At 62.5% G+C, this 15,168-nt stretch carries 14 protein-coding genes; 7 read left to right on the forward strand and 7 right to left on the reverse strand.

Annotation, left to right across the window (positions count from 1 at the left end; all coding sequences use genetic code 11):
• Positions 1-80: 80 nt before the first annotated feature.
• Together AC3WKX_RS04005 and pobA are read right to left on the reverse strand one after the other, a co-directional pair.
• A complete protein-coding gene (locus tag AC3WKX_RS04005) occupies positions 81-1,592 on the reverse strand; it encodes an MDR family MFS transporter (RefSeq protein ID WP_102604253.1) in 1,512 nt (503 codons plus the stop codon).
• 74 nt (positions 1,593-1,666) lie between these two features.
• Positions 1,667-2,851, reverse strand: coding sequence for a 4-hydroxybenzoate 3-monooxygenase (gene pobA, locus AC3WKX_RS04010; protein ID WP_173883010.1), 1,185 nt, complete (start codon positions 2,849-2,851; stop codon positions 1,667-1,669).
• A 189-nt stretch (positions 2,852-3,040) separates the two neighbouring features.
• Between pobA and AC3WKX_RS04015 the strand changes: the two genes are divergently transcribed.
• Complete coding sequence (locus AC3WKX_RS04015; RefSeq protein WP_003210655.1) at positions 3,041-3,937, forward strand: helix-turn-helix domain-containing protein; 897 nt, start codon at positions 3,041-3,043, stop codon at positions 3,935-3,937.
• Here AC3WKX_RS04015 and AC3WKX_RS04020 read toward each other — a convergent pair.
• A complete protein-coding gene (locus tag AC3WKX_RS04020) occupies positions 3,921-4,097 on the reverse strand; it encodes a hypothetical protein (protein ID WP_162835184.1) in 177 nt (58 codons plus the stop codon). The two genes, AC3WKX_RS04015 and AC3WKX_RS04020, sit on opposite strands and share 17 nt — an antisense overlap.
• 100 nt (positions 4,098-4,197) lie before the next feature.
• A complete protein-coding gene (locus AC3WKX_RS04025) occupies positions 4,198-5,103 on the reverse strand; it encodes a LysR family transcriptional regulator (RefSeq protein ID WP_003210653.1) in 906 nt (301 codons plus the stop codon).
• Positions 5,104-5,207: 104 nt separating this feature from the next.
• Between AC3WKX_RS04025 and AC3WKX_RS04030 the strand changes: the two genes are divergently transcribed.
• Positions 5,208-6,080: an MBL fold metallo-hydrolase gene (locus AC3WKX_RS04030; RefSeq protein ID WP_102604251.1), complete on the forward strand. Its 873-nt coding sequence runs from the start codon at positions 5,208-5,210 to the stop codon at positions 6,078-6,080.
• 34 nt (positions 6,081-6,114) lie between these two features.
• Positions 6,115-6,729, forward strand: coding sequence for an NAD(P)-dependent oxidoreductase (locus tag AC3WKX_RS04035; RefSeq protein ID WP_102604250.1), 615 nt, complete (start codon positions 6,115-6,117; stop codon positions 6,727-6,729).
• A gap of 118 nt (positions 6,730-6,847) precedes the next feature.
• Here AC3WKX_RS04035 and AC3WKX_RS04040 read toward each other — a convergent pair whose 3' ends face one another.
• Positions 6,848-7,726 carry a LysR substrate-binding domain-containing protein gene (locus tag AC3WKX_RS04040; protein WP_102604249.1) on the reverse strand — a complete coding sequence of 293 codons (879 nt, stop codon included), beginning with the start codon at positions 7,724-7,726 and terminating at the stop codon, positions 6,848-6,850.
• A gap of 111 nt (positions 7,727-7,837) precedes the next feature.
• Here AC3WKX_RS04040 and AC3WKX_RS04045 point away from each other — a divergent pair, with 111 nt between their 5' ends.
• The 4 genes from AC3WKX_RS04045 (at position 7,838) to AC3WKX_RS04060 (ending at position 13,394) form a co-directional block, all read left to right on the forward strand.
• Positions 7,838-9,463 carry a 5-guanidino-2-oxopentanoate decarboxylase gene (locus AC3WKX_RS04045; RefSeq protein ID WP_102604248.1) on the forward strand — a complete coding sequence of 542 codons (1,626 nt, stop codon included), beginning with the start codon at positions 7,838-7,840 and terminating at the stop codon, positions 9,461-9,463.
• Positions 9,460-10,902, forward strand: coding sequence for an aldehyde dehydrogenase family protein (locus AC3WKX_RS04050; protein WP_102604247.1), 1,443 nt, complete (start codon positions 9,460-9,462; stop codon positions 10,900-10,902). Before AC3WKX_RS04045 ends, AC3WKX_RS04050 begins: the two co-directional genes overlap by 4 nt.
• 231 nt (positions 10,903-11,133) lie before the next feature.
• On the forward strand, positions 11,134-12,321 hold the full coding sequence (locus AC3WKX_RS04055) for a cyanate transporter (protein ID WP_087692582.1): 1,188 nt from the start codon (positions 11,134-11,136) through the stop codon (positions 12,319-12,321).
• A 137-nt stretch (positions 12,322-12,458) separates the two neighbouring features.
• The gene (locus AC3WKX_RS04060) at positions 12,459-13,394 is read left to right on the forward strand and encodes a LysR family transcriptional regulator (RefSeq protein WP_023659100.1); all 936 of its coding nucleotides are present in this window, start codon (positions 12,459-12,461) and stop codon (positions 13,392-13,394) included.
• A 128-nt stretch (positions 13,395-13,522) separates the two neighbouring features.
• On the opposite strand, the gene AC3WKX_RS04065 is transcribed toward AC3WKX_RS04060, so the two are convergent.
• Together AC3WKX_RS04065 and AC3WKX_RS04070 are read right to left on the reverse strand one after the other, a co-directional pair.
• Entirely contained in the window at positions 13,523-13,885 is a 363-nt protein-coding gene (locus AC3WKX_RS04065; RefSeq protein WP_102368307.1) for a 5-carboxymethyl-2-hydroxymuconate Delta-isomerase, read from the reverse strand.
• Positions 13,886-13,955: 70 nt separating this feature from the next.
• Positions 13,956-15,143 (reverse strand): low temperature requirement protein A, encoded by a 1,188-nt coding sequence (locus AC3WKX_RS04070; RefSeq protein WP_102604246.1) that lies wholly within the window; start codon positions 15,141-15,143, stop codon positions 13,956-13,958.
• Positions 15,144-15,168: the final 25 nt, after the last annotated feature.

Below are 15,168 nucleotides of genomic sequence, written 5' to 3' on the forward strand. Positions count from 1 at the left end.
GTATCAGTCAGCCTATTTATCAGCTGACAGACCGCATTCGCGAGCAAGCCCGCTCCCACATTTAATCTTCATTTTTTCGACTATTTGGCCTTGTCTTCCCGCCCCCGCAACACCCGATCAGGCATGGCAATCGCCGCCGCCAACCCCAACAACGACACCCCGGCACTGACCATCAGCAAATGCCTGAAGGTAATCAACAACTCCCCCCGCAAGGCATCCTGCGCCGGCCCAGGCGCCGCATTCAAGCCATCCAGCAGCACATTCCCCGAACTCCCTTCCGCGACCAGCGCCCCACTGGCCAGGTGCGCAAAACTGGAGTCCTGCAACAACGCCAGCAACAGCGCCGACATGCATGCCACCCCAACCGCACCGCCCAGGGAACGGAACAGGTTGGTGGTGCTGGTCGCCACCCCGATATCCCGCTGCTCCACCGAGTTCTGCGTACCCACCAGGGAAGTCGGAAACTGCATCCCGGCGGCAATCCCGCACAGCAACATAAACAGACTGGTGACCGCCACCGCCTGAGGCGCACTCAACGCCATGCCGAAAATCGCGATCGGGCTCAGGAAGGCGCCAATCAGGATCATCGGTTTATAACGCCCGGTCACCGAGGTCATGCGCCCGGCAAAATACGCCCCCATCGGCAAGCCCATCGCCAGCGGCAGCAAATGCAAGGCGGCACTGTCGGCACCGGAACCGGTGACGGTCTGGTAGCGCAGCGGCATCAGCACCGTCAGGGAAATCGCCTGGAAACTGGTAAAGAAAATCGTGCACCAGCACAACACCGCGCTGCGGTTGGCAAACAGGTGCATCGGCAACAAGGGCTCCCGCGCCCGACGCTCGTGCCACACAAACACCGTCAACGCCACCACGGCACAGACCAACAGCCCCAGCACTTCATCGTCGCGCCAATGATGGCCCTGGCCGATTTCGGTGATACCCAGCAACAGCGCCGTCAAACCGACGATCATCAGCAAGGTGCCGAGGTAGTCGATCACCGGCTTGCGTTGCGGCACCGGCAGCCCCACCAGCGTGCGATGGGCCACCCACCAGGCGCCCGCGCCCAGCGGCAGGTTGATCAGGAACACCCAGCGCCACGACAGGTACTCGGTCATGTAGCCGCCCAACACCGGGCCGGCCACGCTCGCCACCGCGTACATGCTGCTGAAGTAACCCTGGTAGCGCCCGCGCTCACGGGGCGGAATAATGTCGCCGATAATCGCCTGGCTGACCGAAATCATCCCGCCAGCACCGATGCCCTGGAGGATCCGCGCCAGCACCAGTTGCTCCATGCTCTGGGCCATGCCGCAGAACAGTGACGCGAGGGTGAACAGCCCCATGCCGATCAGCATCATTGGCCGGCGCCCGTACAGGTCGCCGAGCTTGCCGTAGATCGGCACGGCCACGGTCATTGCCACCATGTAGCCGGAGATCACCCAGGCCAGCAGGTTGACGTCATGGAACTGGGCGGAAATCGCCGGCATGGAGACGGCGACGATGGTCTGGTCCAAAGCCCCGAGAAAGATCGCCATCATCAAGGCGACAAGGACACTGCGCACGGCGGGTGTGGCGGGCTGATTGAGGTTGGTCACGGCAGAACCTGCGAGCAAGGGCCCGCGGGAAAAGAAGGCCCACGGGAATGCTCGTCAGTGTACTAGATAGCTGACTATTCGATAGCCTCGTAAGGAAGTCCGACGTAATTTTCTGCAATGGTTTTACGACCGGCTTCTGAGTCCACGAAATACTCCAATTCGCTCTGTGCAATGCGCTGGCTGAAGCCGTCTGCCTCAGGAAACTGATGCAGCATCGAGGTCATCCACCAGGAAAACCGTTCGGCCTTCCAGATCCGCCGCAGGCAAATCTGCGAGTACTTCTCCAGCAATTCCACTCGGCCCTCGCGGTACACCTTGAGCAGGATATTGAACAAGGTGCTGACATCGCTGGCCGCCAGGTTCAAACCCTTGGCGCCGGTGGGCGGCACAATGTGGGCGGCGTCGCCGAGCAGGAACAGGCGGCCGTACTGCATCGGCTCCACCACAAAACTGCGCAGTGGCGCGATGCTCTTTTCGATGGACGGGCCGGTCACCAGTTGCTCGGTGAGTGAGCTGGGCAAGCGGGTTTTCAGTTCATCCCAAAAGCGTGCATCGGACCAGTCGTCCACCGACTCATCGGCCGGCACCTGCAGGTAATAACGGCTGCGGGTCGGTGAACGCATGCTGCACAGGGCAAAACCGCGTTCGTGCTTGGCGTACACCAGTTCATCGTGGATCGGCGGGGTGTCGGCGAGGATGCCCAGCCAGCCAAACGGATAGACCCGTTCAAAGACTTTCAATGCCTCGGTGGGAATCGACTGACGCGCCACACCGTGAAATCCATCGCAGCCAGCGATGTAGTCGCAGTCCAGCCGGTAATGCTCGCCTTTATGTTCGAAGCTCAGCCACGGCTCCGGGCTTTTCAGATCATGGGGCTGCACGTTGCCGGCTTCATACAACGTTGTCGCGCCGCTGGCCTGGCGCGCGGCCATCAGGTCGCGGGTGACTTCGGTTTGCCCGTAGATCATCACCGTCTTGCCGCCGGTCAGCGTCTTGAGGTCGATATGGGTCAGTTGCCCATTCAGCGCCAGCTCAAAGCCCTCATGCACCAGGCCTTCGGCATCCATCCGCGCACTCACGCCGGCCTGGCGCAGCAGGTCGACCATGCCTTGTTCCAGCACCCCGGCACGGATGCGCCCTTGCACGTAATCCGGCGTCTGGCGCTCAAGAATCAGGGTTTCGATCCCGGCGTTGTGCAACAGTTGACCGAGCAGCAGCCCCGAGGGACCGGCGCCGATGATGGCGACTTGGGTTTTCAGCGTTTTCATTATTTTTATGGCCCGCAAGCTTCACCCGAACGTATCCGGTGAAAGAGTTGTCATTGAAGGTGTTGCTGGCATTTTTCACTTGAGTGCCCGGCATAAGAAGGTGAAAACTGAGCCCAAAGCTGCGCTTTTCGCCAATTGGGGCGATTACCGCACAACTATCCCGAAGTATCGGATGAAGCCATGACCAAAACTGCCAGTGCCGCGATTCCAGTGTTCAAACTCTACGGTGAGAGCCAGCAATGGCCGACCCCGGATTTGTTGCACTGTGAAACCATCTCCCGGCGCAGCCGTGAGTACCAGTGGGAAATCCAGCCCCACCGGCATGCGGACCTGTGCCAGTTGCTTTACGTGCACAAAGGCCAGGCACAACTGGAGATTGAGGGGCAGCGCAGCACCCTGAATGAATCGACGCTGCAGGTGCTGCCGCCGTTATGCGTGCATGGCTTTCGCTTTTCCGAAGACGTCGAGGGGTTTGTGGTCACCCTGGCCGCGCCGCTGATGGCGCACCTGCAGGGGCAACTGGGCGCGGCGCTGGATGGCCTGAATGCCCTGGGCAGCTACCCTGCCGGCAACGACAGTGACTACCTCAACAGCCTGTTTGCGCGCCTGCAGGAGGAGTACGCCAGCGACCAACCGGCGCGAGACATGATGATGCACGCCCTGGTCAGCGTACTGCTGGTGTGGATCAGCCGCCAGGCCATCCAGCGTCGCCATCCACGGGCACCGCGGGGCCGCGAATACTTCCGCCGGTTCACCCAGCTGGTAGAGCAACATTATCGCGAGCACCCGAAAATCGAAGACCTGGCCCACAAGCTCGGGATCTCGGTCTCACACCTGAACGGGACGTGTCGGGAGTTGGGCGGGCAGCCCGCGTTGCAGATCATGCACGACCGCCAGTTGCTGGAAGCCAAGCGCCTGCTGACCTACACCAGCATGACCATCAATGAAATGTCGGAGGTTTTGGGCTTTTCCGACCCGACCAACTTCTCACGGCTGTTTCGCCGACGCGTCGGGTTCTCCCCGAAGGCGTTTCGGGAGCAGTTGAAAGCCGACCAGGACGCTAGCGAAGCGAACTGAAGGCAGCCATGTGGCCAACGCATTGACCGTGATTGCAGCTGGAGGCGAACCCCGGCTGCATGCGGGTCTGTTCGACGCGGTAGGCGGCAGTGCCATAGAGCGCGGTGGCGGCGGCGCACAGGGTGAAAATCATCAGGTACTTTCTTGTTTTGATCGACATGATGCTGACCTCTGATCCGATCAAGAAGGTGCTTTGATAAGCATAGGTCAGCTGGGGCAAGTCGCCATTATCGGGCGACATTCAACCTGTTTATGTCGGCTTAGAGACCGACGTCCCACACCGGCTCTTCCGGAAACCTCAATACCAGGAAATCCAGCAGGCTGCGCAGCGCCGCCGGCATATGCTTGCGCGAGGCGTACACCGCGTAGATGTTCATCTGCTGCGGCTCGGCCTCGGGCAACAAGCGGATCAACTCGCCGCTGCGGATGTAGTCGCCCGCCTGATAACTCGGCAGCCGCGACACCCCTGCTCCCGCCAGCGTCACCCGCAATAAGGTACTGGCCTCGTTGGCGCTGATATTGCCCTGCACCGGCACCGACACCGGCTCGCCGTTTTCCATGAAGTGCCACAGGCTTTTGCCGAAGTAGGAGTGGGTCAGGCAATTGTGCCGTGCCAGGTCCTGTACCTGCCGCGGTTGCGGATGCTCCAGCAGGTAAGCGGGCGATGCGCAGATCACCGAGCGGCACAGCGTGAGGCGGCGGGCGATCAGGTTGGGGTCCAGTTCGAAGCTGGTGCGGATCGCCAGGTCGATGCGCTCATCCACCAGGTTCACCGTGCGATCAAGCATCTGCATATCGATGTTGACCAGCGGGTAGCGCTTGACGTATTCGGCCATGGCATCGGCCAGCTGTGCCTGGCCGAACGAGGTGCTGACACTCAGGCGCAGCAGGCCGCGAGGCGCTTCGTCGGGTTCGCTGACGGCGGCCTGCATGTCGCTGCACAACTCCAGCATCTGCCGGCAACGGGGCAGGGTTTCGCTGCCGGCGGCGGTCAGGCTGAGCTTGCGGGTGGTGCGGTGCATCAGGCGCGCGCCGACCCAGTCTTCCAGCTCCGCCAGGTAGCGCGACACCACCGGGCGCGACAGGTCCAGATGGTCGGCTGCCGCCGACTGGCTGCCCAAGTCCACCACCGCGACAAACACCCGCATTGCTTGAAGACGATCCATGATTTGCCCGCTTTTAGAAACAAACTATGTCCAAGCATCGCATTTTTTGTAGCGTTTGGTGCAACTAAGCTCTGTCCACACCTTACCGATGACTGGAGCTGCACATGTTTGGATTCTCCCCGCTCAAGCGCGTGGCACTGGCCGCCGCCTCCCTGGCCTTCGCCGCGCACGCCATGGCGGCCGACCTGACCCTGGACGCCTACAACCCGGGCGAAACCGCGATGATGCCGGTCACCTCGGTACTGGTCAGCGGCGACAAAGATGCGATCCTGGTGGACGCCCAATTCGGCAAGACCCAGGCCGAGCAACTGGTGCAAAAAATCCGCGCCAGCGGCAAGCGCCTGACTACCATCTACATCAGCCACGGCGACCCGGACTACTACTTCGGCCTCGATACCCTGACCGCCGCCTTCCCCCAGGCCAAAGTCCTGGCACCGCAGCCGGTGGTGGACCATATCAAGGCCACCGTTGAACACAAACTGGCGTTCTGGGGCCCGAAACTGGACGCGGACAAGCCTGGCAAAGCCGTCATTCCCCAGGTGCTTGAGGGCCACAGCCTGACCCTCGAAGGCAAGCAGTTGGAGGTGATCGGCCTCGACGGCGCACAACCGGACCGCACCTTTGTGTGGATCCCGTCGATCAAGGCGGTGGTCGGTGGTGTAGTCGTCGCGGAAAACATTCATGTGTGGATGGCCGATACGCAGACCGCGAAGTCCCACACCGATTGGCTGGCCACCCTGCAACGTATCCAGGACTTGAAACCGCGCACGGTGATTCCGGGTCACTACCTGGGCACGCCGTCGCTCAAATCCGTGGCGTTCACCGCCGACTACATCAAGGCCTTTGACGAAGAAACCGCCAAGGCCAAGGACTCCGCCGCCCTGATTGCGGCGATGCAAAAGCGTTACCCGAACCTGGGTGACGAGAGCACCCTGGAACTGGGCGCCAAAGTCGCCAAGGGCGAAATGCAGTGGTGAGTTGATTCAACCCTTAACCGTACTGGAGAACGTCATGAGCAAGATCGCAATCATTGGTGCCACCGGTCGTGCCGGTAGCCAACTGCTGGAAGAAGCGTTGCGTCGCGGGCACACCGTCACGGCCATCGCTCGCAATACCGACAAGATTGGCGTGCGCCCTGGGGTCATCGCCAAGCAAGTGGATGCACTGGATGCCCAGGCGCTGGAACAGGCCATCCGCGGCAACGACGTGGTGATCAGCGCGGCGCACTTCGCCACCCTGCCTGCGGAAGCGGTGATCAACCCGGTGAAAAAAGCCGGCGTGAAGCGCCTGCTGGTGGTCGGCGGTGCCGGTTCGCTGTTGTTGCCGGACGGCAGCCGGGTGATCGACAGCACGGGCTTCCCCGAGGAATACAAAGCCGAAGCCAGCGCCGGCAGTGTTTTCCTCGATACCCTGCGCCAGGAAAAAGACCTGGACTGGACCTTCCTGTCGCCTTCGGCGGAGTTCGTCGAGACCGCGCGCACCGGCACATTCCGCCTGGGCCAGGATGAATTGCTGGTGAGCAGTGAAGGCCGCAGCTGGATCAGTTTTGCCGACTTTGCGATTGCGCTGATTGATGAAGTGGAAACACCGAAGCATTCACGCCAGCGGTTTACCGTCGGCTACTAAGGCTGACGCGCACTAAAAATGTGGGAGCGGGCTTGCTCGCGAATGCGGTGTGTCAGTCAACAGATGTATTGGCTGACCCGGCGCCTTCGCGAGCAAGCCCGCTCCCACATTTTGATCTTCATTGTGACGGCGACTGTGCCTGGCTCACCAGCCAGTCCATAAGCTGCTCCAACCCCGCCGAGGGCTCAGTGCCCGGCGGGTACACCAGGTAATACCCCATCCCCGTCGGCACCCGTAGTTCAAACGGCGTGGCCAACCGCCCCGCCTTCAGGTCCTCGCCAATCAGCGCGCTGTCACCAATTGCCACGCCCGAGCCTTGGGACGCAACCGTCATCGCCAGGTCCAGGGTTTCAAAATGATGCCCCTGGGCCAGATTGCTCAAGCGTGTATTCGCCGCTTTCAACCACAACGCCCAATCCCGCTCATCCCGCGTAGGGTGCAACAACACCTGTTGCTGCAAATCGGCGGGCGTGTGCAAGCCACCGAGCAAGGCCGGCGCGCACACCGGTGTCAGGCGCTCATCGAACAGATGCCGGGCCTGGGCCGACTGCTCGGCAATCGGCGCGTAGATCACCGCGGCATCGAACTGCTCGCGGCGAAAGTCGACCGTGTAGGCCACGGTGGTGGTCAACTCCACCGGCACATCCGGGCGTTCCTGCTGCCACTGCATCAGGCGCGGCAACAGCCAGCGCATCACGCAGGTGGAGGCCTTGAGCTGCAAGGTCTCGCGGCGGGTGCCGATCTGCTCCACCGCCTCGCCGATCAGGCCGAACACCTGCTGCGCCCGCAGTGACCATTCGCGGCCCTCTTCGGTGAGGCTCAAGCCACGAGCCTGGCGCTGGAACAGCGCATAGCCCAGATGACTTTCCAGCCCGGCGATCTGCCGACTCACCGCGCCCTGGGTGATGTGCAATTGCTCGGCGGCTCGGGTGAAGTTGCTGCACTGGGCCGTGACCCAAAAGGTGTGCAGGGCCGGCAGCGGCGGAAGACGTTTCATAAGGGCGCAGCCATGACGAGAGGACATGGCTAGTATGACTTTTTATCGATTGTTGCCGCTACGGGCCAGCCGTTCCAATACGGGCCTTTATCAACAATAAGAGCGACGACAATGGCGACCTGCGGCGAAGTATTGGTCAACCTGCTGGAAGGCTACGGCGTGGACCAGGTGTTTGGCATCCCCGGCGTGCACACCGTGGAACTCTACCGGGGCCTGGCGCGCTCGAGCATCCGCCACGTCACCCCGCGCCACGAACAGGGCGCCGGTTTCATGGCCGACGGCTATGCGCGCACCAGCGGCAAGCCCGGCGTGTGCTTCATCATCACCGGCCCCGGCATGACCAACATCACCACCGCCATGGGCCAGGCCTACGCCGACTCGATCCCGATGCTGGTGATCTCCAGCGTGCAGTCCCGCAGCCAGCTGGGCGGCGGGCGCGGCAAGCTGCACGAGCTGCCGAACCAGAACGCGATGATCGCGGGCGTGGCGGCGTTCTCCCATACCTTGATGTCGGCGGCCGAGTTGCCCGGTGTACTGGCCCGGGCATTTGCGCTGTTCCAGGCCGGACGACCGCGCCCGGTGCACATCGAAATCCCGCTGGACGTGCTGGTGGAAAACGCCGACGCGTTGCTCGGCAGCGAACCGGTCAGCGTTTCCCGCGCTGGCGCTGCGCCGTCGGCGGTCAAGCAGATGAGCCAGTTGCTGGCGGCGGCAAAACGCCCGCTGATTCTCGCCGGTGGTGGCGCCATCGACGCAGCACCCGAGTTGACGCAACTGGCCGAAGCCCTCGGCGCTCCGGTGGCGCTGACCATCAATGCCAAGGGCATGCTGGCCGCCAACCACCCGTTGCTGATCGGCTCGACCCAAACCCTGGTCGCCACCCGCGCGCTGGTGGCCGAGGCAGACGTGGTGCTGGCGATCGGCACCGAGCTGGCGGAAACCGACTACGACGTAACCTTCGCCGGCGGCTTCGACATTCCCGGCGCCCTGCTGCGCATCGACATCGATTCCGACCAGACCGTGCGCAATTACCCGCCGCAAGTCGCGCTGGTAGCCGACGCGCAAATCGCTGCGCAGGCACTGCTTGCCGAGCTGGGCAACAAACCCCTGGCCGCCCGCGACAGCAACTGGGGCGCCCACCGCGTCGCCCGCCTGTGGAGCGAACTGGAACCCACCTGGGACGCCGCCACCCGCGCGCAAACCCTGTTCCTCAACACCGTCCTGGACGAACTGCCCGACGCCGTACTGGTGGGCGACTCCACCCAACCGGTGTACACCGGCAACCTGACCCTGAACCTCGACCAACCGCGCCGCTGGTTCAACTCCTCCACCGGCTACGGCACCCTCGGCTACGCCTTGCCGGCGGCCATCGGTGCGTGGCTGGGGCGCGGCAACGGTGCGCCGGTGGTGTGCCTGATCGGCGACGGCGGCCTGCAATTCACCCTGCCGGAACTGGCCAGCGCCGTGGAAGCGCGCACGCCGGTGATCGTGCTGCTGTGGAATAACCAGGGCTATGAGGAGATCAAGAAATACATGGTCAACCGCGCCATCGAACCGGTGGGCGTGGACATCTACACCCCGGACTTTATCGGCGTGGCCAAGGCCCTCGGCGCTGCTGCCCAGCGCATCCAGGGTGTTGAGGAATTACGCAGCGCCTTGCGTGCCGCCACTGATCGCCAGGGCCCGACGCTGATTGAAATCGACCAGGGGCTTTGGATGAAGGAGGTGGCGGTATGAGCGCGGTATTGAATGGGCTGTTTATCAATGGCGCGTGGCGTGCCGGCCATGACGTGCTGGACGTGATCAACCCGGCCACCGAGGCCACCCTGGCCCAAGTGAGCGTGGGTGATGCAGGCGCGGTGACTGAGGCCATCGGCGCCGCCAGCGCGGCCTTCCCGGACTGGTCGAAAAGCACCGGCCGCGACCGCGCCGCGCTGTTGCGCAAGATCGCCGAGGGTGTGAGCGCAGAGCGTGAACACCTGATGCAACTGCAATCGAGCAACAACGGCAAGCCGCTGTTTGAAGCCGGCATCGATGTGGATGACGTGATCGCCACCTTTGCCTATTACGCGAACCTGGCCGACGAAATGGACGCCAGCCAGGACCGTCCGGTGGTACTGCCCACTGAGGATTTCAGCGCCCGTGTACGCCGTGAAGCCTGCGGCGTGGTCGGCCTGATTGTGCCGTGGAATTTCCCGATGGTGACCACCGCCTGGAAACTCGCCCCCGCGCTGGCGGCCGGTTGCTGCGTGGTGCTCAAGCCTTCGGAAGTGACGCCGCTGGCAGAGCTGGAACTGGCCCGGATCATCGCCTCGGTGGGCTTGCCTGCCGGTGTGTTCAACCTGGTCTGCGGCACTGGCCTGGCGGTGGGCGCGCCGATGGCGGCTGACCCACGGATCGCGAAAATTTCCTTCACCGGCAGCAATGCCGTGGGCGTGCAGGTGATGCAGCGCGCCGCCGAAACGGTGAAGGGTGTGAGCCTGGAACTGGGCGGCAAATCCGCGTTGCTGGTGCTGGCGGACGCCGACCTCGACCTGGCCGTGGAACTGGCCTGCGGCGGTGGTTTCTTCAACGCCGGGCAGATGTGTTCCGCCACCAGCCGGGTGTTGGTGGCCGACGAACTGGCGGACGAGTTTCTCACCCGCTTGCAGGCCAGGGCCGAGAGCATTCGCGTGGCGGACCCGTTTGCCGAAGACGTGGAAATGGGCGCATTGGTCAACCGTGCGCAGTACCAGCGGGTGCTGGGGCATATCGAACGTGGCGTGCAAGCCGGCGCGAAGCTGCTGTGTGGCGGCGGGCGCCCGGCGGATTTGCCTCATGGGTATTTCATTCGCCCGACGGTCTTCACTGAAGTGCCGTTGGACAGCGCGTTGTGGAACGAGGAGATCTTCGGCCCGGTGCTGTGCGTGCGCAGTTTTGCCAGTGAGGCCGAGGCGGTGGCGCTGGCCAATGACAGTGAGTTTGGCCTGGTCGCGAGCGTGCTGAGCAGCAACCTGGAAGCGGCTGAGCGTGTGGCCAATGCTTTGCAGGTGGGTTTGGTGTGGATCAACGCGCCGCAGGTGATCTTCCCGCAAACGGCGTGGGGTGGTTACAAGCAGAGCAGTATTGGCCGGGAACTGGGGCCGTGGGGGTTGCAGGCGTTTCAGGAGATCAAGCATGTGATCCGGGCGGTGTAGAAACACTCAAGAGCACCACTGTTCCCTGTGGGAGCTGGCTTGCCTGCGATTGCGGTCTATCAGACACAGATGTGTTGCCTGAGCCACCGCTATCGCAGGCAAGCCAGCTCCTACCTGTTGATTTGTGCCGTGTCAGCAGATGCATTTTTTCAATAGCCCCAACGACTTTCTCATTTGCCGCCCTCCCCCACGCCCGGCCTAATACTGCCCTTGTCAGTTCAAGGCTCGCCCATGGAAAACGTCCGCGCAAAACCCGCCACCGCCGTTTGGCTGATGATCAGCGTTGTGCTGGTTGCCCTCAACCTGCGCCCGTCGATGGCCGCCGTCGGCCCGTTGTTGTCGTCGATTCGCGCCGATGTGGCCCTGAGTTTCAGCACGGCCTCCCTGCTGACCATGCTGCCCGTCATGGCCATGGGCCTGGCGATGTTTTTTGGCATGGGCGTGGCCAAACGCTTCGGCGAGCATCGCAGCATTGTGCTGTCGCTGGTGGTGATCGGCCTGGCCACCGTCTCCCGGTTGTTCCTGGACTCGGCGGTTGAGCTGATCCTCAGCGCCATCGCCGCCGGCGTAGGCATCGCGATGATCCAGGCGTTGATGCCCGCCTTGATCAAGTCGCGCTTCAGCGACAACGTTTCCCTGTTCATGGGCCTGTACGTCACCGCGATCATGGGCGGCGCGGCCCTCGCCGCTTCGTTCTCGCCGTTTATCCAGGTGCAAACCGGCAGCTGGCGCATCGGCCTGGCCATCTGGGCGGTTCTCGCGGTATTGGCGCTGGTGTTCTGGTACGCCCAACGCTCGGTGCTGCCGCCGCTGCCGCAAGCCGGCGCAGGCCCGCAGGCGTCATTCTTCGGCAATCGCCGGGCCTGGTTGCTGGCGATTTTCTTCGGCCTCGGTACCGCGTCCTACACCTGCGTGCTGGCCTGGCTGGCGCCGTACTACGTGGAACAAGGCTGGAGTGAACAGAACGCCGGCCTGTTGCTGGGCTTTTTGACGGCCATGGAAGTGGTCTCCGGCCTGATTACCCCGGCCATCGCCAACCGCCGGAGGGACAAGCGGGGTGTGGTAGCGGTGCTGCTGGTGCTGATCATCGCCGGCTTCTGCGGCCTGATCCTGAGCCCGCAATACCTGAGCCTGCTGTGGCCGTGTTTGCTCGGCCTGGGGATTGGCGGCTTGTTTCCGATGAGCCTGATCCTGTCCCTCGACCACCTCGACAACCCGCGCCGCGCCGGTGGCCTGACGGCCTTTGTGCAGGGCATCGGCTACCTGATCGCCGGTTTGTCGCCGCTGATTGCCGGGATGATCCGCGACCAACTGGGCAGCTTCGAGTGGGCCTGGTGGTCACTGACGGCCGTGGTGGTGGTGATGCTGCTGATCGTACTGCGCTTCGATCCCCGGCATTACGCGCGGCATATTCGCTGAGGTCGTGTTGTAAACATTATTTGTCCCACCTCAAACAGAGAAAGGTCCGACAGAGCTTTCTATTGGTACGAGCGTTCCGTTAACATTTTGTATTGTCTTGTACCGAGTTCGGTACAAAGCGCTTGCGGACGGAACGGATGCTAAACAGCAACTTGCTTAGAAAGCTCGATATGCAGGACCTGATGGTGTTTGTCGCTGTTTACGACCAAAGCAGCGTCACCGAGGTTTCCGAAACCCTGTTCGTCAGCCAGTCCACCGTGAGCTACAGCCTGAAGAAGCTGCGCACCAGCTTCGAAGACGAGTTGTTTATCAACACCCGGGCGGGCATGCGTCCTACGTACAAAGCCGCCACCATGTACGGGCATGTGCAGAAAATCCTCGAAAGCATCAACCTGTGCCATGCCGGCAGCCAAACGTTCGACCCCACCCAGAAGGCTGTGACCTTCAACGTCTGCGCCCCCGAATACTTCGAACAGTTGATCCTGCCGCGCCTGCTGAAAAACTTCGACCGCGCCGATCTGCCGGTGATCGTCAACGTGCAGAAGCTCGAAACCGAGGTCCCGGCCGACGCCTTGCGCGACGGGCGTCTGGACCTGGTGATTTGCTTCGGGCCGCACTTTCATCGCGAGCACAAGGACATCAAGACCCAGATGCTGCTGGAGGACGACCTGGTGTGCGTGTTCGACAAACACTCGGCGCCCCGGGAACCGGCGTTCAGCCTGCAATCCTTCGTCGCCCGGCGCCATGTGTTCCCCACGCCCTGGAGTTCCGACACCAACATGATCGACGGCTGGCTGGCGCGCCAGTCCCACAAGCGCCAGGTGATCGCCCGCGCCAACAGCTACAGCGCGGCGCTGAAGATGATCACCGGCACTGACTTTATCGTCACCTTGCCCCGTCGAGTGCTGAAGCTGCTGGCAGACACGACCGTGTTCGGCCATTGCGAAGCGCCGAACGGTTTGCCGGGGTTTACCCTGGATATGCAGTGGAATGAACACAGCGCGCAGGACAGCGCCAACACGTGGTTCAGGGAGCAGGTGGTGAAGGTGTGTGCGGATCAGGGATTATTATGACCCCCTGTGGCGAGGGAGCTTGCTCCCGCTGGGCTGCGTAGCGGCCCCAAGAATTTTGGGAGCGCTTCGCACTGGAGCGCCAGCCCGGTCCAGCGGGAGCAAGCTCCCTCGCCTCAGAGTATTGCCCGTCAGCCGATGGTGACTTTGCTGTAGGACTCGCGATCCATATCGACCAGCAAGACACTGAGCTGCACCTGCAGGTCTGCAGGCCAATCGCCCAGGTCCTGCAGCGCCGCCAACAGGCTTTCCGACAATTGCTTCTTGACCTGCGGTGAACGCCCGCTGAGCAGCGACAGCTTCACCGCGATAAAAGCGCGCGGGCTGATGGACGTGCCAACCTGGAATGTCTCCACCTTCAGCGCGCGGCTTTTGATATCGAACTCGGAACCGAACTGCCCGGACGCCATCAGCACGTTGTTGAGCCGCAACAAGGTTTTCTCAACGGCCAGCTCTGTGAGGTTGGCGGTGTATTCCAGATGCAGATGCGGCATGAAGGCTCCGAGCTTGTTGTAGGAAAAGAGTCATACATATAGCACGGGGCCGGGCGGAATCAGACCGCTTTCAGTGTGAAACTTCGGTCAGGCTGTGCAGCGAGCGATTTTCCCAGATCGCCACGATCACCAACACCGCCGACGTCAACGCCCCCAGTACCAACGCCGAAAACACCTGCTGCAATCCCAGCGGCAGCAATACCAGCAGCATCAGCAAGCCGCCCAGGTGCGAAAACGGTGGCAACGGCCGGTCGCTCATCACCCACTTGAACAGCGCACTGCCCAGCAGGAACAACCACGGGCCGGCGATGATCGCCACCACGCCCGCCTGGCTGGCATGCCCCGGATGCACCAGCACCAGTTCGTCGGCCACGGCGCTGACGATAATCCCGGCGACGATCAATACATGCAGGTAGGTGTAGGCGATCCGCGCCTGACGGCCCGGGTCGGCAGAGCTGGCAATGCGATGGTGGGCGCGCTCGGCGCCGCTGTCGAAATAGATCCACCACAGGGCGATGCTGCCCACCACTGCCACCAGGAATGCCGCCAGCCCGTCCACGCTCCAGGGCAGTTCGGCGAAGGTCGCGCCGGTCACCAGCAACGACTCACCGAGGGCGATGATCACAAACAGGCCGCAGCGTTCGGCCATGTGGTTGCCTTCCACATTCCAGTCCGCAAGCGTCGAGGGCCCAAGCCCGGGCACCCAGAAATACACCGACGGGGAAATCAACTCGATCAACAGCGCCAGGGCCCAGAAGGCCAGGCGCTGCTCGCCTTCGAGCAGCGCACCGGTGATCCAGAACACCCCGGAAAACAGCATCCACGCCAGGATCCGCTGGAAATTGCGGGTCATGTTCAGCGACTCGCCGCGCACCGCCCACAACGCAAACAGCGTGCGTCCTACCTGCATGAACACATAGGCGCCGGCGAACAACAGCCCGCGATCGGTAAACGCCTTGGGGATCGACGAGGACAGCAACAGGCCCGCCACCATCAAGCCGAACAGGCCGATGCGGATCGGGATTTTTTCCGGGTCCAGCCAATTGGTGACCCACGAAGTGAAGATCCACACCCACCACACCGCGACCATCATCAACGCCACCTGCACGGCACCGCCGATGGACAAGTGGGCGAGCAGCGAATGGGACAACTGGGTCACGGCAAACACGAACACCAGGTCGAAAAACAGCTCGACCATGCCAACCTTGCCGCTGTCATGACTGCCGCGCCCACGCAGCAAGGAACGGGATAGGGCCATGCCTGGATCTCCCTGAAGGTTTTAT

This window comes from Pseudomonas sp. GP01-A4 (genome assembly GCF_058780865.1).

What these genes read in the sequence shown, in the direction of transcription:
- AC3WKX_RS04015 (WP_003210655.1), top strand. Translation starts at nt 3,041, where the DNA reads ATGACCAAAACTGCCAGTGCCGCGATTCCAGTGTTCAAACTCTACGGT.
- AC3WKX_RS04020 (WP_162835184.1), bottom strand. Translation starts at nt 4,097, where the DNA reads ATGTCGATCAAAACAAGAAAGTACCTGATGATTTTCACCCTGTGCGCC.
- AC3WKX_RS04025 (WP_003210653.1), bottom strand. Translation starts at nt 5,103, where the DNA reads ATGGATCGTCTTCAAGCAATGCGGGTGTTTGTCGCGGTGGTGGACTTG.
- AC3WKX_RS04030 (WP_102604251.1), top strand. Translation starts at nt 5,208, where the DNA reads ATGTTTGGATTCTCCCCGCTCAAGCGCGTGGCACTGGCCGCCGCCTCC.
- AC3WKX_RS04035 (WP_102604250.1), top strand. Translation starts at nt 6,115, where the DNA reads ATGAGCAAGATCGCAATCATTGGTGCCACCGGTCGTGCCGGTAGCCAA.
- AC3WKX_RS04040 (WP_102604249.1), bottom strand. Translation starts at nt 7,726, where the DNA reads ATGAAACGTCTTCCGCCGCTGCCGGCCCTGCACACCTTTTGGGTCACG.
- AC3WKX_RS04045 (WP_102604248.1), top strand. Translation starts at nt 7,838, where the DNA reads ATGGCGACCTGCGGCGAAGTATTGGTCAACCTGCTGGAAGGCTACGGC.
- AC3WKX_RS04050 (WP_102604247.1), top strand. Translation starts at nt 9,460, where the DNA reads ATGAGCGCGGTATTGAATGGGCTGTTTATCAATGGCGCGTGGCGTGCC.
- AC3WKX_RS04055 (WP_087692582.1), top strand. Translation starts at nt 11,134, where the DNA reads ATGGAAAACGTCCGCGCAAAACCCGCCACCGCCGTTTGGCTGATGATC.
- AC3WKX_RS04060 (WP_023659100.1), top strand. Translation starts at nt 12,459, where the DNA reads ATGCTAAACAGCAACTTGCTTAGAAAGCTCGATATGCAGGACCTGATG.
- AC3WKX_RS04065 (WP_102368307.1), bottom strand. Translation starts at nt 13,885, where the DNA reads ATGCCGCATCTGCATCTGGAATACACCGCCAACCTCACAGAGCTGGCC.
- AC3WKX_RS04070 (WP_102604246.1), bottom strand. Translation starts at nt 15,143, where the DNA reads ATGGCCCTATCCCGTTCCTTGCTGCGTGGGCGCGGCAGTCATGACAGC.